The following is a 22,643-nucleotide window of genomic DNA, read 5'->3' as shown; positions in this document are numbered from 1 at the left end:
GGCACGTTGCTATGCATCCAGACAAACAATCTGGATGCCCGGGCCGTGGACCCCCTCAATCAAAATGCCTTCAACGTCGGCGGTCTTTGATGGACCCGTGGCCCAGATGATCGAAGGATCGTCGCCGAAGTTTTCGATTGCTGTGCGCACATCGGGGTAAACATCGGCTTCGTCAACAATCGCTGCGTGCACCCAAGGCGCCAGCGCTCCGAGTCGGGAAGACGTGCTCTGGTCTTTGAGAATTAGCGTGCCCGTTTCCGCAATGACGCCCGCAGCCTTCGTGATGCCGAAGGTGAAGTCGTCGAAGCGCGTGCGGTCAAATTCGGTCTCCAAAGTGATCCCGTTGAACTCCGGAAGCGCACGGACCTTGTCCACGAGCGCGGGGTCGCAGTAGCCGTGCGTTTGGCCGTCGGCAATGAGCCACTTGGCCAACTCGGCCAGGCCCTTGAGCGGCGTGCCATTGACCTGCTTGGACTTGTGGGCAAAGAGCTCCCACGCATTCGGGAAGTCCGGGTGCACGGTGCACAGCGGCAAGTCGCGCGCGTAGTCAGGCAACGGCGTGCGCTCGGGCAGCGGCTCAAGCGCGCCTTTGATGCGGGAGAAAATTTCGGATCGGTCGTCAGACATGGGGATAAATTTTTGAACTACGAATAGCGCGAATCTTCACGAATATTCAGGTTGATTTTACTATGAGTCGGCACGATGTATATCGTCATAGTCCTCGCTATGTTCTGGATCATTGAGATTAATGAATTCATCTCTTACACATATACTTTTTCTACAGCCTCTGGAGTGTTTCCATAACGTTCAATTATCATTCTAGACCACCCCATATTGTTCAGAGGGAAACCCAGACGTTTGGTTAGCCAATCGGAAAATCCATTCGGTATAAATGGTTCCTCAAAAAGCCCTCGCTTCTCTAGTGCTAGCTGGTAGCCGGACACAAAATCACTCAAACCTGAGACGTTAACTTTATAAATAAACCTCCCAAGACGTTTCCTTACATCAGGATTTGTAAGTGTCTCAATCAAACTCATTTTCGATCAAACAGTCAGATAGATTCGCGTTCATTCGCGAGATTCGTGGTTAACAACTCCAGTTACTTGGCGTCCTTGTCGTGTTCGCCCATCCAATCGCGGAACTTGCCGCCGCGCCACTTAGGCAATTGGCGGACGCTCGTCCAGGCTTGCGCGGCGGGGACGACATTCATCATTGCTTGCGGGGTGATGTTGACCGCGTAGCCGAGCCTCATTGCGGCTTTCCACGCGCTCGGTTGGCTGGCCATCATCGCATACATGCCCATCGGCGGCGTGCCGGCCGAGGCGTTTTTCGCGCCCTCGCGCTTGCCCTTGTCGCGCAGGCACAAGAGCAAGTCTGGGATCGGAATATTCACCGGGCAAACTTCGTTGCACGCGCCGCAAAGGCTCGACGCCTTGGGCAAATCCGCCAGCTCAGGGAACTTGTCCCCCGCCAGCAGCGGACTCAGCACCGCACCGACGGGGCCTGGGTAAACGCTGCGGTAGGCGTGGCCGCTAGCTTGGCGGTAGATTGGGCAAACGTTCAGGCAGGCACCACAGCGGATGCAGCGCAGGATCTCCTTGCACTCGCTGGCGAGCACTTCCGTTCGCTTGTTGTCCACAAAGATAACGTGCATTTCCTCCGGGCCATCGGGCTGCCCGGGTGTCTTCGGCCCGTTGATGAACTGCTGGTAAACGGTGAGTTGCTGACCGGTGCCGGAGCGGCCAATCAGGTTTAAGAACAGGCTCAGGTCCTGATCGCGCGGCACGAGTTTTTCGATGCCAATGATCGCGATGTGCAGCTTGGTCGCGGCCATGCAGAAGCGTGCGTTGCCCTCGTTGGTGATCAACACCATGCGCCCGCTTTCGGCGGACACGAAGTTCGCGCCGGTCACGCCGCAATCGGCCTCAAAGTATTTCTTGCGCAGGTGGACGCGCGCGCGGCGGGTAATCGTCTCCGGGTCGTCGTTGTAATCGCCGAGGCCCTCGCGCTCAAAGCTCTTCGCGATCTGCCGACGATTCTTGTGCATGATCGGCTTCACGATGTGCGACGGGTGGTCGTGGTCGATCTGCACGATGAACTCGCCGAGGTCCGTTTCCACGCATTCGATACCTGCCTTTTCCAAGTAAGGCACGAGGTGCGTTTCCTCGGTGACCATGCTCTTGGACTTCACCATTTTCTTCACGCCGCGCTCTTGCATGAGCTTCAGTGCAATCTCGTTGGCGCGGTCGCCCGTCGAGGCAAAGTGGACCTTCGCGCCGGCGGCGGTCAGGCTTTTCTCGGCCTGCTCCAGATACTGGTCGAGGTGCTCCAGCGTATGCTGCTTCACCTTGCCCGCAGTTTCGCGGAGGACGTCGGCCGTCTCCGGATAGTCGCGCCAGATCGAGTCGTAGCGCTTCTCGCTGGTGCTCTTGGAGCCGTCGTAAACGGTGGCGCGGACTTCCTTGGGGAGGTCGCGGGCGAACTTGTCGATCTGCTGAAAACTCTTGGGGGTCATGGTCCTACTCCTTGATTTCTCCGGCTTCCACAAGGGCGTCGCGGATGATCTGCGCCACGTGCTTACGGGGAATTTCCCGCCCACTCTTGTCGATGATGCCGCCCAAATGCAGCAGGCAGCCCATGTCGACCGAGGCGAGGATATCGGGGTTGTCGGCGAGGACGTGCTCGATCTTCAGCTCGCCCATTTTCTTGGAAATATTCGGAAAGCTGACCGAGAATGCGCCGCCAAATCCGCAGCACTGCTCCTGCTCGCCAAAGGGCAACAGCTCGATGCCTTCGATCGACGAAAGCAGTTTCACGGCCGAGGGGCCGGTGCACGTGCCCCGCGAGTGGCAGCTGCGGTGAAACGACACCCGCGCCGAAACCTTGCCCGGGATCTTCTCGATGCCGAGCCCGTTCACGAGGTAGTCGGTCAGCTCCCAGGTACGGCTCGCGAGCTGCTTGACCTGCGGCAGATCAGGCTCTTTCTCAAACTCCAATAGCGCGCCATGAAACCCCATTGCCGCGCAGGAACCCGACGGCACCACGACCGGCTTTTCGCCCTGAAAAACATCCATCACGTGGCGGACCACTTGGCGCGACGCCTTCCAGTCGCCAGCGTTAAACGCGGGCTGCCCGCAGCAGGTTTGGCCCTCGGGAAACTCCACGTTGCAGCCGGCCCATTCGAGCACTTGCACGGTCGCCTTGGCCACGTCGTCGAAGAACGCGTCGCACAGGCAGGTGGCCATGAGCTGGATTGATTTAGAGGCGGGAACTTGGCGGTCGAGGGTATTCACGGTAACAAACTTTACCGAGAATATGACACTTCAAAGGCCACGATTCAACGCGAACTCACCCGAATCTGAAAGATAGTGGAAGATATTAGGCGTTTTCTACCAGTCTATCAGCAAACCAGTAAACGCACTATAGACGGCCTAAGATTCTGTAATCAGGTGCTTGGGCAGATCCTCCAGCGTTTCGCAGCCGATCTGCTCCATCACCTGCTGCAACTGACGCTTGAGGATGCTCAGGGCCTGATCGCCGCCCTTGTCGCCCATTGCACAAACGCCAAACATCGGCGCGCGACCACAGAAAACGAAGTCCGCGCCGCAAGCCAGCGAGGCCGCAATGTCGGGGCCCGAGCGGATGCCGGAGTCCATCATCAGCTTTACCTTGCCCTTGAATTCCTTCGCGAGGTTGGCCAACGGTTTGATCGTCGATTGGCCGGGGTCCAGCTGGCGGCCGCCGTGGTTGGAAACAATCATGCCATCGACACCGAGCGCGATGGCCTTGGCCGCGTCTTCGGGGTTCACGATGCCCTTGACCACGAGGTTGCCCTGCCACTTGTCGCGGATCGCCTTGATCTTCGATTCCGTCAGGCGGCCCGAGAACGTCTTGTTCATAAAGAGGCCCAAATGCTTCATGTTCAGCCCCTTCGGGATGTAGGGCTTCATCGTCTTGAACTCCGGTGCCCCGGCTGCCAGTTGGCTAAAGGACCAAGTTGGCCGCGTGCACATCTGGAAGATATTGCGCGCGGTCATGCGAGGCGGGATGGACAAACCGTTGCGAATTTCCTTCGGGCGGTAGGCAAAAGTCGGCGTGTCGGCGAGGATGACCAGCGTTTTGCAACCAGCGGCAGCGGCGCGTTCCAGTAGCTTGTCGCGGAGCTCATCTTCGGCCGGGTGGTAGAGCTGAAACCAGAAGTCGCCCTCGGTTATCTCGGCAATCGTCTCAATGCTCGCGGTGCCCACGGTGCTCAGGCAAAATGGCACATTGCGCTCCTTGGCAGCCTTGGCGAGAATCTCACAAGAGCGCGGCCACATCAGGCCCTGCAAGCCAACCGGCGCAATGCCAAACGGCGCATCATACTTTTTACCAAACAACTCACACTCCTGCGAGGCACCCTTGAAGTCGCGCAAATAGTGCGGCATGAACTGAACTTCGCGGATGTCCGACGTGTTGCGCGCCAGGTTGATTTCCGAGAAGCAGCCGCCGGCCAGGTAGTCGTAGGCAAACCCCGGCATGCGCTTGCGCGCGCGCTCGGCGAGCCATTCGATGGAAGGATATCGGGAGTCCATGGGTAGTCCTTGTGAGAGTGTGGAAAAGCTCTGCTCATATAGAACAGTAGCAATACTGACCTCGAACCATGATGCTCCCGGCGCGAAAATCAATCAAAACCGGCCCAAAGTGGAAGAATTTGAAAGATTCTACGCGTTATCTTTCAGGCCAACTAACTCCGCCACCTCATCTGCATACCCCTGGATGATGCTCGTCCACGATAAAGACTGCGCCTTTTCGCGGGCCGATTGGCGGATCGCTGGCCACTCGGGCTTAGCGGCCACGAGGCGGTCGACCGAGTTGAGAAACGCAGGCTCGTCCTTAAACGGCACCTTGAAACCGTTCTCGCCATCCACCACGTGATGATGCGCGGCGGCGTAGTCGTAGCCGAGGACGACGAGCTCGCTCGCCATAGCCTCGGTCAGCACGTTGCCGAAGGTTTCCGTGGTGCTGCCAAAGAGGAAGAAGTCGCCCGAAGCGTAGTGCTCGGCCAGCTCCTGACCACGCTGCATGCCGGCAAAGATAATCTCCGGATGCTTCTTTTCGAGACCAGCGCGTTCGGGGCCGTCGCCGACCACCACGAGCTTGGCGTCAGGCAGGTGCGTCTTCAGGCGTTGGTAGGCGGCAATGGTGAGCGGGATGTTTTTCTCCGCCGCCACACGGCCGACATGCACCACTACCGGGTCGCCGTTCTTCACGCCCCAACTGTGCCGCAGATCATCGCGGCGGCGGTGCTTGCCAAAAAGCTCGGTGTCGACGCCGCGGCTGAAAATTTTAACGTTCTTAAAGCCGTATTTTTCCAGGTCGTCCACCGTCGCCTGCGAGGGCACAAACGTGGCCAGCGTGCGGTTATGAAACCAGCGGAGGTAGGCCATGAGCCAATTCGCGACAAACTTGTAATTGTAGTGATCACCGTAGGTGTGAAAGTTCGTGTGAAAGCTCGAGACGACCGGGATACCCAGCTTCTTGGCCACATTGAGCGCCGAAAAGCCCAGCATGCCCTCGGTTGCGATATGCACCACGTCGGGGCGATTGGCCGTCCAGAGCTTCTTCAACTTGCCGCCGGCAAACCAGCCAAACTGCAAGTCCGCGTAACCGGGGATCGCGATGCCGGGCACCGTGTGGACCGGGTAGCCAAAGTCGGGTGCCTCGTCGTCGGTCTTTTGCTTGGGCCGGACCAGCTCGACCTGGTGCCCTTGTTGGATCAGGTTGGCGACCAGGCGCTCCAGCGTCATCGCGACGCCATTGACCTCGGGCGGATACGTTTCAGTAACGAGAACGAGCTTCATAACGATCCTTAATTAAAAGAAAAGGCGTTGATTGGGAGGGACTTAAATTTAATCCAGTTGATGGTGCGAGGGTAAATCAATGCAGCGCAAGGGGGTTTTATGCGTAGCGGGCTGGAAGCCCGTAAGCGAAAAACCAACGAAGCGAACTTTGATTTTCACTGCATCAAAGACGGAAGGCTTTTTCCCATTAGCGGCGTTGTCATAAGCATCAAAGGCTTCCAGCCTATTGACGCTCACTCCGCCTTGCTATTGAAAAAAATCCTTACCGCCATGAACTGGCTTAAATTGAAGCCCCTCCCTATGGGATGCTCCACAGTTTGTCATGCACATAAGCCCTGTGTCACGCACAATTAACATTATCGCTGGCCCGACTGCAGTCGGAAAAACCGCCCTCGCACTCGATTGGGCGGAAGCCAACGGCGCGGAAATCGTCAACGCCGACGCCCTGCTCTTTTATCGCGGCATGGACATCGGCACCGCGAAACCCTCGGCTGCCGAAATGGCCCGCATCCCGCATCACCTGATCGACATCCAGCCCGCGCGCGCCGCCTACTCCATCAAGGAATACGTGGACGCCGCGCAGGCCGTCGTGGCCGACATCTTCGCCCGCGGCAAGAAGGTGCTCGTCGTGGGGGGCAGTGGCTTTTACCTGCGCAGCTACTTCGCGCCCGTCGTCGATGGCATCGAGCCAGACCCCGTGATCCGCGCCGAAGTTCAACAACTCGAAGCCAAGGGGGGGGTAACGGCCTTGCTCGCCAAACTCGACGCGCTGAACTACGAAGGCACCGGAGCGCTCGACCGCGACAATCCGCGTCGCGTGGCCCGCGCCCTGGAGCGTTGCCTCATCTCCAACAAAACCCTCGCCGCGCTCGAAGCTGACTTCGCCAATTTGCCCGGCCCGTTCGACAATTACGCCAAACGCAGCGTGCTCCTGCTCCGCGACAACGCCGAGCTCCACCCGCGCGTCGAACAGCGCACCCGCGCCATGCTCGCCGCCAGCCTCGTGGACGAAGTAAAGCGCCTGCGCGCCGAAGGCTTGGAAGAAAATCCACCCGCCGCAAACTCGATTGGCTACCGCGAAACGCTCGCCTGGCTCAACGCTGGCACGGGCAATATCGACGCCCTCGCCGAGGACATCAATCTCTCGACCCGCCGCCTCATCGCGAAGCAACGCAAGTGGTTCCGCACCCAGTTCGCGCCGGACCTCATTATCGAAGGCGACGCGGAGTTGTCGCAGCTAGGTTTGTTCGCTTAAGGGAAGGCTAAGCTTACGATATGGAGTGCGCCAGCCCTCTGGCGCTTTTAGCATTGTGCGGAAACAGAGAAGGTTCGAATCGGCTTCGTTTCATGCGAAAGCGCCAGAGGGCTGGCGCACTCCATATCGCTAATCCATGCCCGCTCGGGGGGCCAGGGGGGGGGTAAAACCGCCGCCAAATCTGAGAAAGAACACATGGGGCATCCCGGCAAAAAACGGGCAGGTTTTTCGCAGGGCAAAGCTGGAGCTTGGGCCGACTTGCGCACCCCCGCTTCAACGGGCCATCGCACAAACCATTTGCACAATGTGCAAATCACTCGGTCCAGCGGGACGCTGGCATCATCAGTGACATCGATGGCTGCGCGCTGCCGACTCCCGAGCGCAAAGTGACTCAGGAACTGCTTAGGCCGCGCGGCGTCGCGGAATGGATTTTATCCGCGAATAAGCCGCGCCGTGGCGACAACGCAAAGCGCATCTTCAAATGATGCGGGGCGGGACAGCGCGCAAGCGCCGCCCCGCAAAGCTAAATTGGGTGGAGATAATTCATGGTGGAGAAATGGCGTTTAGATGATCAATAAATCGATGAACGTAAGAATATGCAAAACGCCCTTTTTGCGCAAGTCAAAAAGTGAACATTTTAACATTTAAATATATGGCCAATAATCCTCCAAAAGACGCGTTTACTTAACCGCGAAGGACACGAAGCCAATGAGACGTGACTTTTAACCAAGCGGCTAGGCGAGCGACTGTCCATTAACACAAGCGGCATCGACGGTTGAAGGCTATCGCGTATTTAGTTGGGCCAAGCAAATGAAGTGCCCGCTAACCGGCAATATCCTATACGGCACTTGAACTGACCAAGGTAGGGCGCAGTCTCCAGACAAGCCGCAACAGCGGAGTAGCGATGCAACAGGTCAATTTTGTTAGTGACTAATATCCTCAATCACGGCAATTATTACAACACACCTTATAGCCAAACATGAATAAATCTGACGTTGAAGTTAAGCAGCCCCCAGTCCTTTTCGAAAAGACCCAAGAGCTCATCCCCAAGCTTGAGGAGCGCCTGAACGGAGTGTTCCTCACCTATTGGAATTCCACCAACGGGTCCGTTTGCGGAAACGACGTGATCGGCTTTTACGAAGTCCTCAATCACATTGGCAAAACTGACACGCTCTATCTCTTCATCAAGTCAGATGGAGGCAATGGCACCGTTGCCTTGCGCATTGTCAACTTGCTGCGGAACTATGCGAAAAAAATCATCGTGCTAATCCCGTTGGAATGCGCCTCGGCCGCCACCATGATGGCCTTGGGCTCGGATAAGATCCTGATGGGGCCGCTGTCTTACCTAACGGCGGTTGATACTTCGATCACCCACAGCCTGTCTCCGATGGACAAGTATAACAACAAGGTGAGCGTCAGCCTGGATGAAGTCAGCCGTCTGCTCAACCTGTGGAACGAGCAGGAAAACGAGCAGGCCGAAAATCCCTATAAATTTCTCTACGACCACATCCATCCATTGGTCATTGGCGCAGTCGACCGCGCCAGCTCGCTATCGATTCGCTTGTGCAAAGAAATCCTGTCCTTTCACATCGAGTCGGAGGAAGAGGCCAAGCGCATTAGCGAAGTCCTGAACTCGGAATACCCCTCGCACTCGTATCCGATCACCATGCGCGAAGCCCAGCGCATCGGGCTAAATGTGGATTCACTGGACCCCGATGTAAACGACCTGCTGCTCGACCTCAACGAGTGCTACTCGGAGATGGGGCAAATCGCGTTAACTGACTACGACGAAAACAACTACCACAACAACGAGATCCTCAACATTCTAGAAGGTAACTCGATCCAGATCTTCTATCAAAACGACAAGGACTGGCACTACCGCAATGAAGAGCGTCGCTGGGTTCCCATGAATGACGAAAGCGGCTGGCACAAGATCATCAAAGAAGGCGACGAGATAAAGAAATCGATGCTGTATGTGCGCTAGATATTTATCGATTACAGCCGGTTAATCCGGTTCGCCAGGTAGCCGGCGCCGAAGCCGTTGTCGATGTTGACCACGCTCATGCCGCTGGCGCAGCTGTTGAGCATGCCAAGGAGCGCGGCGACACCGCCGAAGCTCGCGCCGTAGCCGACGCTGGTCGGGCAGGCGATGACGGGGGCGCTGACCTGGCCGCCGACCACGCTGGGGAGCGCGCCTTCCATACCCGCCACGACGATTACCACGCGGCAAGCGCGGATCTCATCGAGCTGCGCCAAGAGGCGATGAAGGCCCGCCACGCCGGAGTCATAAACCTTGAGCGTGGGGCTGCCGTAAAATTCGCAAGTCAGGCGGGCTTCCTCGGCGACGGGCAAGTCGCTCGTGCCTGCGCAGACGACCGCGACCTTCGTCGTCGCGGGCTCGATCTCACGCTGGGTGACGGTGATCAAGCCTGCAAACTTATCGTAGTGCGCGCCGTGGACGTTGCCGCAGATGAAGTGCGCGGTGTCGAGGTCGATGCGGGTCGCGAGGACGTTGGCGCCGCGCTCGATGAGGCTTTCCATGATCTCGACGATTTGCTGCGGCGTCTTGCCTTGGCCGAAGATGACCTCCGCCGCGCCGTTGCGCTCCGCGCGGTTGTGATCCACGCGGCTGTGGCCGAGGTCTTCGAAGCCCTGCAGCTCGATCGCGGCTTGGTCGGTGGAGAGTTCGCCGCTTTTTACGCGGGCCAGAATGTCGTGAATATCAGGCATCGTCGTCCTCCTCTTCGTCGTCGTTAAAGTCAAAAATCTCGCCCGCCAACATTTGCGAGAACTCGGAAATGGACAGCCCCTGCTCGCGCGCGATGCGGGCACAGTCGTCGTATTCGGGCTTGAGGCGGACGACCTCGCCACCGCGCATGGCCTGCTTCACGCGGACCGGCCCCCACTGCGTTTCGACTTCGAACAGCTGGCGCTCCAGGATGGTGCGCTGCCACTCCCGGCGACGCACGCCGAGCGTCGAACTGTGGGCAAAGAATGCGTCCTCAACTTCGGCCACGACTTCCGCTGACGCAAGCGCATAGACAATCACGCCGACGCGGCCTTTCTTAAACGTGGCTTGCGTTTGCCAGACATCGACCGCGCCTGCTTCGAGCAGTTGCTCGCAAAGGAAGGCGATGGCTTCGCCGGTCATGTCGTCGAGGTTAACGGCGAGCTCGAAGACGACGTCCTGCGGATCGGCAGCGGCTTCGTCTTCTGCTTTGGCGGCTGGCGTTTCGGTGTCGATGATTGCGGCGTAAACAACGTTGGCGAGATTGGGATCATTGCGCTGGCCGACGCCGACGCCGACTGCGGTTTGCGTGCCTGCGATGGCTTCGCCGAACTTCGCGCCTTTGCCCACGAGCAGCGCGGCGCCGGTGGGCGTGGTCGCTTCCTTGTTCGTGCCGCCGAGCGTGACAGGCAGCCCCGTGACAAGGCGCGCGGTCGCGGGCGCGGGAACGGGCATGCGGCCATGTGCGCACATCACCGTGCCACCGCCGAGCTCCAGCATACCGCAGGCGAGTTGATCTACGCCAAGCAAGTCCCAGCAAATCGCGGCGCCAACCATGTCGACAATCGAGTCGACCGCGCCGACTTCGTGAAAGTGCACTTCCTCGGGCGGCTTGCCGTGGACCCCGCCTTCGGCAATCGCCAGCGCTTCAAACACGGCGATGGCGTCCGCCTTTACTTTGTCCGACAAAGTTGAGGCGTTGATCATTTCGCGGATCTCGCGGAACGTCCGGTGGTGGTGATGCCCGTGATCGTGATCATGACTGTGCGAGTGAGTATGCTCATGCTCGTGGTGATGGTGGTGGCCGTCATCGTGCGCATGGCTGTGGCTATGCGCGTGGGCATGGACGTGCTCGTGTGAATGATCGTGCGCTTGGCTGCGGTCGTCTTCCAGGATCACATCGCAGCGAATGCCGGTGACGCCGCCGCGCTCGTCGGGCGTGAACTTGAGCTGCCAGCCGTCGAGGCCGAGTTTTCGTAGCTCGGTTTCGAGCACTGTCGGGTCCACGCCGAGGGCGACCATTGCGCCGAGATTCATGTCGCCGCTGATACCAGCGGGGCATTGGTAGAAAAGGGTTCGCATAGGAGAGTGTGTTTTTGCCAAACCAGCCGCGCTGGTTGACATGGCCCTCAGCAAACCTAACATGGTCGGTTGATGCAACCTTTAGAGCAGCTTAAAAATTGGTTCGATGACTGTCCGGGCGCACTGGTCGCGTTTTCGGGAGGCGTGGACAGCTCGCTGGTTGCGTTTTTGGCGCAGCATTTCCTGGGGAAGGCGCGCTGCCTGGCGGTGACGTCGGCCTCGCCTGCCCTGAAGTTGTCCGACCTCGAGCTGGCGCGGGACTTTGCTCGCGAGCACGACATTCCGCTGGAGGTCGTCATGACTGGGGAGCTCGAGAACCCGAACTATTTTAACAACCCCGACAACCGCTGCTATTTCTGCAAGCACACGCTCTACGATGAGCTGGCGGGCATTCGCGCGCGCTATCCGGGCTGGTGGATTCTCAACGGGGCCAATCTCGACGACGCCGGCGATTACCGCCCCGGGATGAAGGCCGCGGCGGAATTCGAGGTCCGCTCGCCGCTGCTGGATTGCCAGATCGGCAAAGACGGCGTCCGCGCGCTAGCGGCGGAATTTAATTTACAGTGCTGGGACAAGCCCGCGAGCCCTTGCCTGGCGAGTCGCGTGCCCTACGGCGAGCGCATTACCTTTGAAAAGCTCAAGCAGATCGAGGCCGCGGAAGCCGCCGTGGCGGAGCTGGGTTTTCCGGTCAGCCGCGTGCGGCACTACGGCGAGCTGGCGCGGGTCGAGGCGCCCAGCGGGGAAGTTGCCGGGCTGGAAGCATTGTCCGGCGAATTGACCGCGAAACTAGCGGCGATTGGCTTTGCCCGCGTGGAAATCGACGCCGAGGGCTTGGTTTCGGGCAAACTAAACCGCGCCATCGGCCAAGCGAAAGCGCGGTCTTAGAGGGCGGCTATTTTAGCGGCGCGGCAGATCGTCATCCACGCGGACACGAGCGCGATCGTCGTCATCATCGTCGTTGTGGTGATCGTGCTCCGGGCGGGTAAAATACCAGATAGCACCTGCGCCAATGGCCGCAAATGCCGCGAGTCCCAGGAAGTGATGCCAGCTAAACAAGTAGTGGGCGTGCCCGTGGGAAAGGTCATTGCTGGCGTGCGCCAGAGCTATGCCCGGGGTCAGGGCGAGCAAGAAAACAGCGGTCGTGAACTTACGCATAACTGCACCATGAGGCCCCGAGATGGCAATTGCAACCCTTGGCAGTTGAAATATTGGCAAAAGTCAATGTTCGCACGTCATTACAGATTTCGCTAATAAACCGTAAATACCCTAATAATTTTTTTGCGCTCATCGCGAAATTAAGTCATAAGGTCTGGCATGATGCGTCGCTGCCCTTTTCTGATTTCCTGCATTCTGGCCTGTATTTTTATTACGGTCAGCCAGACTGGGTTTAAGAAAGTAACCTACAAGTCTGGTCCTCAAATCATGGACGAAGTGGTCAATCGCCACAAGGCAGACTCCGAACTGGAGCTGATCAAACTGGCCATCATCGACGACGAGGGCAACACGCAAGTCCGCGAAATGATCAGTGTTTTCAGCAAGACGCCGGACGGCGAAGCACGCTATTTGATCCGCTTTCTCTCCCCCTCCGACGTCAAGGGTATCACCCTGCTGACCAACGAGGCCAACTCCGAAAACCCCGAACAGTGGTTTTACATGCCGGCTCTCGGCCAAGCCCGCAAAATCGCCGGCGACAATCGCAGCGGCTACTTTATGGGGTCGGATTTTACTTTCGAAGACCTCCGCAAAGAAAACACCCAAGAGCACAGCTACCACCGACTGCAAGACGACGCTGTCAACGGCATGCCGGTTTACGTGGTCATGGCCGCGCCGGCCGACATCGATATCCAGACTGCCACAGGCTACGCCAACCGCCTGCTCTACATTGACAAAGCGAATTTCAACGTGCTGAAGGTCGAATTCTACGAAGAAAACAACGACCAGCCCGTCAAAGTGCTAGAGGCCGATAAATATTCCGAGGTGGAAATTGACGTCGACGCCGACCGCCCAGCCCGCCTGCGCATGAATAACTACGCCAACGGCACGGTCTCCGTCATGACGCTACTCAAGTCCCGCCTGAATGTGCCGGTGGATGATAAATTATTCGATCCGGAATCGCTCAATGCCTGGACGCCTGAAATGGACAAACCGCTGCTCGATCAGTTCAACGCTGACAGCTAGTTTCATCATGAACGCCTTTTGTGAAGGCTTAGCGGCATTGGTATTGAACTTATCCGCCGAGAAGTAATGCTTCTCCCAAGTGCAACGCCTGTTTAAATTCTGCTACGACTACGCGTTTGCGGTGATCTTGCTGATCCTCGCATTGACGGGGTATTCTCTGTGGCATGCACAGAACCTCACCGTCAACGTCTCAACCGAGTCGCTGATCCCCGCAGATAGTCCACTGCGCCTGGAATATCAGCGGGTCACCGATGAGTTTGGCTCCGATCAATTAGCGTTGATCTACGTGGAAGATGAAAAACTTTTCACACAGGAAAAGCTCGAGCAGCTCAAAAACCTCAGCAAGCAGCTCAAAGCCCTGCCGCAGGTTCAGCGCGTGGAGTCTCTATTTACGGTCAACGACATTCGCGCGGTCAATGGCTGGGTCGACACCTCTCCCCTACTGCGCAAGATTCCCAAGACAGACGAAAAGCTAGCCCAGAAAAAGCAACAGGCCATCGACAACCCACTGATGCGCCGCGCCATCATCTCCGAAGATGGCAAAGCCACCGTGATCACGCTTTACCTGAAATCCCCGCGTGACATCCAGATCGAGCGCGAAGAAGCAGCCAAGGAACAAGGCGGGGCCGCAGCCGAGCCCCTGGAGAAAAACGAATACGACAAACTCGTTTACGAGGGTATTCAGAACATCCTCCTCGGCCGGAATCAAGCGCCGGACATCGAATTACCACCCGGTGCCGAAAAACTCACCCCCGCACTCCGCGAGCGCATCATCGCCGCCAAGAAAGCCAAGATCATCGAACCGGTGGACTACTCCACGAAGTTCGACCGCGTCTTCCAAGTGGGCAGCCCCGCGCTCCACGTGCTGATGGCTCAGTATATTTTTGACGACATGAAAGTCATGCTGCCGCTGGCGTGCCTGATCTTAGTCATCCTTCTGGGCGCAATGATGCGCAGCTTCCAAGCTGCAATCATCCCAGTGCTCAACTTCATTATCAGCACGGCATTCACCGGCGCGGCAATGGTCCATTTAGGAATTCCGCTGAGCATGCTGACTTACATCGTGCCGGCGCTCATCCTGATTATCGGCGCGACGGAAGATGTCCACATTCTCAATGAATTTCGCGAGGCCAAGGCGCAGGGTAAAACCGGCCCTGATCTCGTCGTCTTCATCGCTCAGCACATTGGACTCACCCTTTTCCTGACCGGGCTTACGACGTCGCTGGGCTTTGCCGTTACGGGCATCAGCTCGCTGGCCATCATGCAGGAATTTGGCCTGGTCGCCGCCATCGCGATTCTTTCGCGTTTCCTCGTTTCGCTGACTTTTCTACCGGCCTGGTTGCGGATTTTCGGTCGTTTCATCAAGCCAATGAAACACCCCCACGGCAATGGCGAATCGCCCGCGAACAGCCCCAGTGAAAAGTTTATCAATCTCCTGCGCGAAAAGCTCATTAAGCATCCGCGCAACGTCATCATTGGCTTCGTCTTGATTGCCCTGCCCTGCCTGGCGCTGATCCCGCAAATCCGCGTGAGTAACGACTTGATCAGCTTCCTCAAGCCCGACTCCGACATCGTGCAGGAGCTTGATCTCGTGGCCGAGCAACTCAGCGGCAGCAAGGTCATTTACATCACGTTCTACGGCTCTGAAGGCGAATTCAAGAAGCATGACAGCCTCCAAAAGCTCCGCGCCTTCACGGAGAAGCTCAGCGCAGATGAGCGCATCGACACCGCGACCTCCGTCGCCGACTACATCTCACTCGTTAACCAGGCCATGACCGGCGGTGAACTCAACAACCGTCGCATTCCGGACAACGACAACCTCATCGCGCAATACCTCGTCTTTTTCCACAGCTCGGATCTCCAGCCCTACGTCGCGAATAAATTTGGCACGGCCAACATCGTGATCCGCAGCAATCTCAGCGACAGCAGCGAACTCAATGCGCTCGTCGAAGAAATTCGACAAGCCGTGAACTCCGGCGAATACGGACGCCACCGCTACAGCATCACCGGCAAGTCCGTCATGGTCGCCTCCGCGGTGGACAAGATTATCAGCGGCCAGGTCATTTCCCTGTCCAGCATGACAGCGCTGCTCTTCGCCATCGTCGGGCTGCTCTTCGTGTCCAGCCGCGCTGCAACCCTGGCCGTGCTCTCGAATCTATTTCCGGTGGTCGTGGTGTTTGGCGTCATGGCGGCCTTCGGCGTCACGCTCAACGTAGGCACCTGCATGGTGGCGGCAATCACGATTGGTATCGCCGTGGACGACACCTTGCACATGATGGTTCGCTACAACAAAGAATTGAAGCGGCTAAAAGATGAGCACCGGGCGATTCTGTCCTCAGTCAAAGCCGAACTCACACCGGTCATTACCACCTCACTAGGCCTAGCTGGCGGCTTCATTATTCTTGGTTTTTCCAGCTTTGTGCCGGTGATGCAGTTTGGCCTCCTTAGCGCATTAGTGATGGTTCTTGCCCTCATCGCCGACGTCATCCTAACGCCAGTGCTACTCTCCACCACGCGCCTCATCACCCTCTGGGACGTCCTCGGTTTCAACCTTCGCAAAGCCCTGCTGGAGCGCTCCACGATGTTCGATGGCCTCACTAAATGGCAGGCCAAAAAGCTCATTCTGCTAGCCAATCTCGAAGAACGCGAAATCGGTGAATTCGTCGTACGCGAAGGCGAAGTAGGCAACTCTATGTATGTCGTGATTGATGGCGAACTGGAGGTCAGCAAAAAGATCGATGGTAATAAAATTGTGCTGACGAAACTCACGCTGGGTGACGTGTTCGGAGAAGTCTCGCTGATCTGCGATATCAAACGCACTGCGTCCGTGATTGCCTCGACTGATGCCCGTCTACTCCGGCTCAACTGGTCGGAGCTGGAGAACCTGCAGCGCTACAATCCGTTTTTATCTTCGCGCCTGTTCCTGAACCTTTCCCGCATACTTTGTCAACGACTCCAGTCATCGAATGAGCGCATTGAGTCCCCGGCGCCGTTCCCCACGCGCACCCCGTTTAAGAGCCGTAGCCGAGGCCAACGCTCGGGCAGCGAGTCATGATCTCACTTTAACTAGAGAACTCTTCATCTAATTTCCCCACCTGATTCGGCCAAATTAGATGAAAATTGCTTTAGGGAGTGTTTTCAAATCCATGCCGCCATCAACAACTTTAATTTGAAAACAGTCCCTAGTCTCCCGACTCCAGCAGGCGCATGCGACGGTGTTTTTGCGGGAACTGCAGCGTGACAACCGTCCCGGCGTTGGGGCGGCTGTCGAGGCCGATTTGCCCGCCGTGATCGCGCATGATCCGGCGGCAAATCATCATGCCCAGCCCGTTGCCCGTCGTCTTCGTCGTGTGGTAAGGCTGGAAAATTTTCGAGAGGTCTTCCTGCGCAATGCCCACTCCGGTGTCGGCAAACGAAAGGAACACATACTCGTCGTCCTCACGCGAATCGATGCGCAGCTCGCCACCAGCGTCCATGGCCTCCATCGCGTTTTTGACGACATTAAAAAACACCTGCTTGATCTGGTTTCGGTCACCGAGCACGACCGGTGGCTCGCCGTCTACCGTCACGTCGATATTCACGCCAAGGTTCGTGAGCTCGGCCCCCAAAAAGTTCAGCACTTCATCAAGCACGTCCAACAGCAGGACCTCCTGCAAATCGAGCGGCTGCGGACGGATGGCCTGCAAAAAATTCGAGATAATGCCGTCTAACCGCTGCACTTCGTTGGTGCACACATCGACGGCCTTTTGCATTTTCTTGGCAGCCGCTTCGTCCTGTAGTTTCTTCACCTGACGTTCGAGCAGTTGCAGGTGAATGTTGATTGAATTCAGCGGGTTGCCCAGCTCGTGCGCCACACCCGCCGCGAGGTCGAAGATGCTGGATATTTTCTCGTCCTGAATTAGCTGCTCGGTCGAGAGCTTGTCCTCGGTGATGTCCGTGAGGATCATTGTAAACAGCGGCGCATCCTTCTCGCCCTCGGCCGCCTCAAACGGCGTCAGGTAAATCCGCACAAAGCGGTGCTCGGGATACGTGATCTCCAGCTCGCGGGCAATCGCTGCCGGGCGGACGCGGCGGCCCGAGCCATCGAGCCCCGTCGACGAAAGATTCATCGTGCGCGCGAGGTCGGGCACGGCCTTCCAGACAGGCAAGGTGCCGACGTCTTCATCCTTGAGCCCCAGAATGGTCAGCGCCGCAGCGTTGGCGTATTCCACGAGTCCGCTTTTGCCAATGACCAGCACGCCCTCGCGAATGGTGTTAAACACCGCCTCCAGCAGCTCGCGCTCGCGCGCCAAACGCTGCACGAGAATCGTGAGGTTCGTCGTGTCGAGGTCGTCGAGACGCCCCAGGATGCGCTCCAGGGGCGAGGATTTACTGCGCGAGGCCATTGGTCGATAGACTGCGGGGTTAACGCCGCGTTTTCAACGCCAAAGCGAAGCGCACAAGCCTACGCGCCAAGCTCGGCCTGAATCGCACGGACAGCGGCAGCGGGGTCTTCGGCCTTGAGAATCGGGCGGCCGACCACAATGTAGCTGCTGCCCAGCTCGGCGGCTTGGGCAGGCGTCATCACGCGCTGCTGGTCGTTAAGATCGGCGCCAGCCGGGCGGATGCCAGGCGTCACGAGCACGGCGTCCGGGCCCAGTTCCTTGCGCAGCATCGCGAGCTCCTGCGGCGAGCAGACAAGGCCACCAGCGCGGTTGGCCAGCGCCAGCTTGCCGAGGCGGAGGACTTGCTCATGCGGCTCGGCGTCGATGCCGATATCGGCCAAGAGCTCTTTGTTCATCGACGTCAAAACCGTCACTGCGAGCACCGTGGCGTCGGGCAAAGCTTCGGCGGCGGCGTCCGCGGCATAGCGAATCATCTCACTGCTGCCAGCACCATGAATCGTGAGCAGGCCAACGGGCTTGCCCTTGAGACTCTTGATCGCCGAAGCAACGGTGTTAGGAATATCATGGAGCTTGAGGTCGAGGAAAATGCTCTGCCCGCGCGCGGCAACGGCGTCCAGCAGCGCCGGCCCTTCTTTCACGAAGAGCTGCAGCCCGATCTTGACCCACTTGAGGTCGGGTCCGATGCGGTCGAGCATATCGATCGCGGCGGCTTTGTCGGGCACGTCGAGGGCGAGAATGAGTTCAGTCGGTTTCGGCATGCGGGCAAAGTTGAGGCGTCTCCCGGCCTCTGGCAAGCCTATCACCAACTGACCTTGCAAGGCTCACCTGTCAGCTGGCAGCTCTCTGCGGTGTAGTGGTGCAACTCGATGCGCACGCCATCGGGGTCCGTAAACCAGGCCTGCCAGGAGTGGTCGGCACCCATCTTTTTATCCACCTGTAGCTCGATTCCCTTCTCCTTGAGAAACGCCACCGCCGCATCGATGTCCGCCACTTCGAGGCAAAAGTGATTCACCGGGCACTGGCCTTTAGGCGAGTCCGCATTTTGAAACATCTCCAGAAACGTGTCGGGCGCCAGCTTCACATACGCGCCAAACAAGTTGCCTTCCTTGTTAATGAAATCGAACTGCTTGGCGAAGCCGAGCGTGTCGCAATAAAAAGCCAACGCTCGGTGGATGTCTGCCACGTGAATGCAGGCGTGGGCAATGCGTTGAACGCCGAGCGGAGAAGTCTGGGTAGTCATGATGGGCGGGTGTTTTAAAATTTACTTTGCAACGCAAAGTTACTTGGTAAAGCAGAGTAAACACCTGGCGAAACCATTCGTCAATGCAAACAGCGCAAAGCGGCGCCCTCCTCCGAGGGCGCCGCTCCCACTATGCACTACTATTACTTCTGCTATGCGATCATCATTGACCTGAACCTGATTGCCCATCGAGCGAGCCGGCGCCCTTTCCGCGCACAACTGCCCGGCTTGGTAAAGCTTCCAAAATATTACTCGTCGGCGTGCGGTTAACGTAGTGAAGCAACAGCGCCTCGTCGCCGGAGCCCAAGTCATCCACCATTTCACAGTGGCCGTCCCCATAGATAATGAAACCTTCATCACTGCCCCACACGCCGTCTTCGGACCACACTCCACTGGTCGTGAGTCCACGCGACCAAACCAGCGGCGTCGTGCTCACGCTGCGATGCCCGACAACCCCCACGGCCACATCAACACTGTAGGCATCCACACCGGTAAACTGTGCCGTTGGCTCCCACTTATCACCGCTCTTGGCTGCGAGGGATCGCGGGATCGGATCGGGAGCCAACGGGTCATCCGGGATGAAAAATGGCTCGGCGGTTTCGAGATAGCCGCGCTCAGCGAGCTTCGCGGCAAAATCTCCGACGGACGTCACTTCCGAAGGCTTCATGGTGCGCCCTAAATCAATGAGGTAAGTCTGATGCGCATCGGCAATGCTGGTGGCGTTGGTCATAGCGGCCATCTGACGAGCCTTCTTCATGGCACCGCCAACAACCGGGATTAAAATGGCCGACAGAATTCCAATAATGGCGACCACTGTTAAGAGTTCCACGAGCGTGAAACCAAGAGTCTTTTTTTTCATATTCGCAGGTCTTTCTATGTTTAGAACCCGCGAGGCCCCGCAGTGTTAATTTATATTTTTAACAAGCAACAATCGTTAAAGATAAATATCACCTCGTTCAGAACGTTTTCCATTATTTTTTGAAAAACTATCTGGCAACTGATGAAAGTCCGCATTGGTTTCCTCGGAACCGGCCAGATTGTCTGGTCCAATGTAACTGTGCTACAAGCACAGTGCGAACATCGGATCGGCAGGAATCAAATCTCCTTCGATAGCGTCAAGGTTATCGCCAAATTTCAAACATGAAGATCCTCCATATGCTGGGTTGTCTTTGGGTCGCAATGCGGTTGAGACTCGGTACGACGCAGGCTAGAGAGATAACATGAAGATTCCAACCAGTGTAGATGGCGACGAGGCAATGAGTTGATTTGACCGGCCACTTAGCCCTTTCGTAAAATGTGACAGGTAATTTCCGGGCGGCAATTGAACCGCGCGGCAACCCCGCTACAGCCAATGCCACGCGAAGTGTAGCCCTGCACAGCGCCAGCACGCCAAGGGCCCTTCACCCGGTCGCGCGCACCATCGGAATGCGTAACAATCGGCGCACCACCCGGCAAACATAGTTGGCCTCCATGCGTATGCCCACAAAACATCGCATCTACCCGCCCACTGGCCGCGGCCTCATCTCCATAAACTGGAGCATGCGCAAGCAGCAATGTTACTGCCCGACTGGCGACATCCCCACCAGGCACCTTCACCAGGGCGTGCTCTAAATCACAACTCTTGAAGTAATGCGGGTCATCGACCCCGGCCAACCAGATCTCGGCATCGCCACGGCGAATCGGCGTCGCTTCATTCATCAGTAAATGCAGCCCCGTTGCTTCGAGGTCAGCCACATGCGCCACTGAATCGTGATTGCCAAGGACGCCAAAATGCGGCGAATGAATCGCCTCGGCAATGCGTGTAAACTCGGCCAGGGCCAATGGCCATCCTTTGTGCCACAAAACAAAATCGCCCGTATTAATACACAAATCAAAGTCAGCCTGCTCCAGCGTACGCAGGACCGCCGGAGTCAGCAACTCTGGACACAAATCGAGGTGTAAATCCGCCATGTGCAGCAGGCGAAAGCCATCAAACTCAGTTGGGAGGCGAGGGATTTTTAGCTCACGAGTGACGAGTTCGATGTTTTGAAAGTTGTGGCGACCACGCGCGCGCAGACCCGCGACCCTAATCAAAAAATTAATCAATTGGTGCAATTTTCGGCTCCGGCGCGCCAATGCGACTTGTCGCCCATGTGGCCCAGACAACCCCTCTTCCACCGCCATTCGTCGATGATAAGCGTCCTGGCCCATCCTCTCGGCGAGCGGTCTATCTGTATGCGTCGAATTCATGCACAGGTGGGATGATCCCTCCAGAGCCCAAGCGCGCAACCGTAAAACAAAGAAGGAAACCGCAGGACGCGACTTTACACCTGCCATGCACCGTGCCAACGTAGGCTTATGGAAAACTCCCCACAGGATGAGCATTTTGATTCGATTGAAAGCGCGCTGGTCGATGTGGCCAAAGGCGTGCCCGTAATCGTGACCGATGACGAGTCTCGGGAGAACGAGGGCGATCTGGTCATTGCTGCATCCAAAGCCACACCCGAAAACATCAATATGATGATCCGCCACGCCCGGGGCCTCATCTGCGCGCCAACCACCGCACCGCAGCTGCGTCGCCTCGGCATACAGCGCATGGTCTCGGAGAATCGGGAATCACACAGCACGGATTTCACCGTCAGCGTTGACGCCGCTGAGGGCATCACCACCGGTATCAGCGCCTATGACCGCTGCGCGACCGTGAAGATCCTTGCCGATCCCAAAGCCACGCCAGAGATGCTTGTCGCGCCAGGGCATATTTTTCCGCTCCAGGCGCGCCCAGGTGGCGTGCTCCAGCGCGCCGGCCACACCGAAGCCGCCGTGGACCTAGCCCAGCTCGCTGGCCTGCATCCCAGCGGCGTGATCTGCGAAATCCTTAACGAAGACGGCTCGATGGCACGCGTGCCCGACCTGATTAAGTTCAAGGAGGAACACGGGCTAAAGCTGATTTCCATCGCCCAGCTCATTCACTACCGTCACAAGCGCGACCGACTCGTCGAGTGCATTGCCCAGACTACATTTGAAAGTGAGTATGGCATATTTGACCTGCATGTGTTCCGCAGCCTCCTCGACGACCGCCAACACATTGCCCTGACGCTAGGCGTGCTCAACGCAGAACCAACCCTCGTCCGTGTGCACAGTGAAAACCTGCTTGGCGACCTCTTTCGCGGAAAAGGCATGGGCGGCTTCAACTCGCTCAACTGCTCACTCGAGCGCATTGCCAAGGAAGGCCACGGCGCTGTGGTTTACCTGGAGCAGCCCGGTGGCGGCGTGAAGGTGGAATCCGAAGCAGGCAAACTGGCCGTGCAACGCCGCGGCATGGACTTCCGCGACTACGGCATGGGGGCTCAAATCCTGTCTGAGCTCGGCCTACGCAAGATTCGCCTGCTTACCTCCAGCGGCAACGTCCGTGTCGTCGCGCTGGATGGCTATGATCTGGAAATCGTCGACGTTGTTTCGATCTAGCACCAACAACGGCGCAGATAATAATCACCGGCCACCGTAGCGTTCAAGCCCCCTCTTCAAAGATTGGGGACATGAGGCTACTAAGCCAAATGGCCCACCCCCCAAACTTTGGTGTAGCCCCTCCCTTTAATTGTAGTAGCCACGATCTGATCTGACAGATCGTGCTGTCTGGTCGATTAAAGTGTCAGGCTATTTTCGTTTGGTTGTT

19 protein-coding genes are annotated in these 22,643 nt (G+C 57.5%); 6 read left to right on the top strand and 13 right to left on the bottom strand.

Annotated elements, in window-relative coordinates; genetic code table 11:
* Positions 1-9: 9 nt before the first annotated feature.
* The 5 genes from RBB62_RS11555 to RBB62_RS11535 form a co-directional block, all read right to left on the bottom strand.
* Complete coding sequence (locus RBB62_RS11555) at positions 10-627, bottom strand: LutC/YkgG family protein (protein WP_309399011.1); 618 nt, start codon at positions 625-627, stop codon at positions 10-12.
* Positions 628-1,099: 472 nt separating this feature from the next.
* Positions 1,100-2,515, bottom strand: coding sequence for a LutB/LldF family L-lactate oxidation iron-sulfur protein (locus tag RBB62_RS11550; RefSeq protein WP_309399009.1), 1,416 nt, complete (start codon positions 2,513-2,515; stop codon positions 1,100-1,102).
* A 4-nt stretch (positions 2,516-2,519) separates the two neighbouring features.
* The gene (locus RBB62_RS11545; RefSeq protein ID WP_309399008.1) at positions 2,520-3,293 is read right to left on the bottom strand and encodes a (Fe-S)-binding protein; all 774 of its coding nucleotides are present in this window, start codon (positions 3,291-3,293) and stop codon (positions 2,520-2,522) included.
* 138 nt (positions 3,294-3,431) lie between these two features.
* Positions 3,432-4,574, bottom strand: coding sequence for an alpha-hydroxy acid oxidase (locus tag RBB62_RS11540; RefSeq protein ID WP_309399007.1), 1,143 nt, complete (start codon positions 4,572-4,574; stop codon positions 3,432-3,434).
* Positions 4,575-4,703: 129 nt separating this feature from the next.
* Positions 4,704-5,843 carry a glycosyltransferase family 4 protein gene (locus tag RBB62_RS11535; protein ID WP_309399005.1) on the bottom strand — a complete coding sequence of 380 codons (1,140 nt, stop codon included), beginning with the start codon at positions 5,841-5,843 and terminating at the stop codon, positions 4,704-4,706.
* Positions 5,844-6,180: 337 nt separating this feature from the next.
* Between RBB62_RS11535 and miaA the strand changes: the two genes are divergently transcribed.
* Both miaA and RBB62_RS11525 read left to right on the top strand, forming a co-directional pair.
* The gene (gene miaA / locus RBB62_RS11530) at positions 6,181-7,098 is read left to right on the top strand and encodes a tRNA (adenosine(37)-N6)-dimethylallyltransferase MiaA (protein WP_309399004.1); all 918 of its coding nucleotides are present in this window, start codon (positions 6,181-6,183) and stop codon (positions 7,096-7,098) included.
* 979 nt (positions 7,099-8,077) lie between these two features.
* On the top strand, positions 8,078-9,082 hold the full coding sequence (locus RBB62_RS11525) for an SDH family Clp fold serine proteinase (protein ID WP_309399003.1): 1,005 nt from the start codon (positions 8,078-8,080) through the stop codon (positions 9,080-9,082).
* 11 nt (positions 9,083-9,093) lie between these two features.
* Here RBB62_RS11525 and larB read toward each other — a convergent pair whose 3' ends face one another.
* Both larB and larC read right to left on the bottom strand, forming a co-directional pair.
* A complete protein-coding gene (larB, locus tag RBB62_RS11520; protein WP_309399002.1) occupies positions 9,094-9,828 on the bottom strand; it encodes a nickel pincer cofactor biosynthesis protein LarB in 735 nt (244 codons plus the stop codon).
* Positions 9,821-11,188, bottom strand: a complete 1,368-nt coding sequence (gene larC, locus RBB62_RS11515; protein ID WP_309399001.1) for a nickel pincer cofactor biosynthesis protein LarC — start codon at positions 11,186-11,188, stop codon at positions 9,821-9,823. The genes larB and larC overlap by 8 nt, the downstream gene beginning before the upstream one ends.
* Before the next feature lie 72 nt (positions 11,189-11,260).
* Between larC and larE the strand changes: the two genes are divergently transcribed.
* Complete coding sequence (gene larE, locus RBB62_RS11510) at positions 11,261-12,073, top strand: ATP-dependent sacrificial sulfur transferase LarE (RefSeq protein WP_309399000.1); 813 nt, start codon at positions 11,261-11,263, stop codon at positions 12,071-12,073.
* 12 nt (positions 12,074-12,085) lie between these two features.
* Here the strand turns inward: larE and RBB62_RS11505 are convergent, their stop codons facing one another.
* Positions 12,086-12,343 (bottom strand): hypothetical protein, encoded by a 258-nt coding sequence (locus tag RBB62_RS11505; protein ID WP_309398999.1) that lies wholly within the window; start codon positions 12,341-12,343, stop codon positions 12,086-12,088.
* Positions 12,344-12,502: 159 nt separating this feature from the next.
* Between RBB62_RS11505 and RBB62_RS11500 the strand changes: the two genes are divergently transcribed.
* On the top strand, positions 12,503-13,366 hold the full coding sequence (locus tag RBB62_RS11500; protein ID WP_309398998.1) for an outer membrane lipoprotein-sorting protein: 864 nt from the start codon (positions 12,503-12,505) through the stop codon (positions 13,364-13,366).
* Between the two features lie 79 nt (positions 13,367-13,445).
* The gene (locus RBB62_RS11495; protein WP_309398996.1) at positions 13,446-16,421 is read left to right on the top strand and encodes an MMPL family transporter; all 2,976 of its coding nucleotides are present in this window, start codon (positions 13,446-13,448) and stop codon (positions 16,419-16,421) included.
* Between the two features lie 127 nt (positions 16,422-16,548).
* Here the strand turns inward: RBB62_RS11495 and RBB62_RS11490 are convergent, their stop codons facing one another.
* The 5 genes from RBB62_RS11490 to RBB62_RS11470 form a co-directional block, all read right to left on the bottom strand.
* The gene (locus RBB62_RS11490) at positions 16,549-17,751 is read right to left on the bottom strand and encodes a sensor histidine kinase (RefSeq protein ID WP_309398995.1); all 1,203 of its coding nucleotides are present in this window, start codon (positions 17,749-17,751) and stop codon (positions 16,549-16,551) included.
* 59 nt (positions 17,752-17,810) lie between these two features.
* A complete protein-coding gene (pyrF, locus tag RBB62_RS11485) occupies positions 17,811-18,509 on the bottom strand; it encodes an orotidine-5'-phosphate decarboxylase (RefSeq protein ID WP_309398994.1) in 699 nt (232 codons plus the stop codon).
* 41 nt (positions 18,510-18,550) lie between these two features.
* Entirely contained in the window at positions 18,551-18,991 is a 441-nt protein-coding gene (locus RBB62_RS11480) for a VOC family protein (protein ID WP_309398993.1), read from the bottom strand.
* A gap of 163 nt (positions 18,992-19,154) precedes the next feature.
* Positions 19,155-19,850, bottom strand: coding sequence for a type II secretion system protein (locus RBB62_RS11475; protein WP_309398992.1), 696 nt, complete (start codon positions 19,848-19,850; stop codon positions 19,155-19,157).
* Between the two features lie 419 nt (positions 19,851-20,269).
* On the bottom strand, positions 20,270-21,064 hold the full coding sequence (locus RBB62_RS11470; protein ID WP_309398991.1) for a metallophosphoesterase: 795 nt from the start codon (positions 21,062-21,064) through the stop codon (positions 20,270-20,272).
* Between the two features lie 264 nt (positions 21,065-21,328).
* On the opposite strand from RBB62_RS11470, the gene ribB reads away from it, so the two are divergent.
* Positions 21,329-22,435: a 3,4-dihydroxy-2-butanone-4-phosphate synthase gene (ribB, locus tag RBB62_RS11465; RefSeq protein ID WP_309398990.1), complete on the top strand. Its 1,107-nt coding sequence runs from the start codon at positions 21,329-21,331 to the stop codon at positions 22,433-22,435.
* Positions 22,436-22,643: the final 208 nt, after the last annotated feature.

The sequence above is a fragment of the Cerasicoccus maritimus genome, from assembly GCA_031296935.1.
GTDB classification, from domain to species: Bacteria; Verrucomicrobiota; Verrucomicrobiia; order Opitutales; family Cerasicoccaceae; genus Cerasicoccus; species Cerasicoccus maritimus.
Note: the sequence above shows the minus strand (reverse complement) of the source record. Positions and strands in the feature narration are given on the sequence as shown.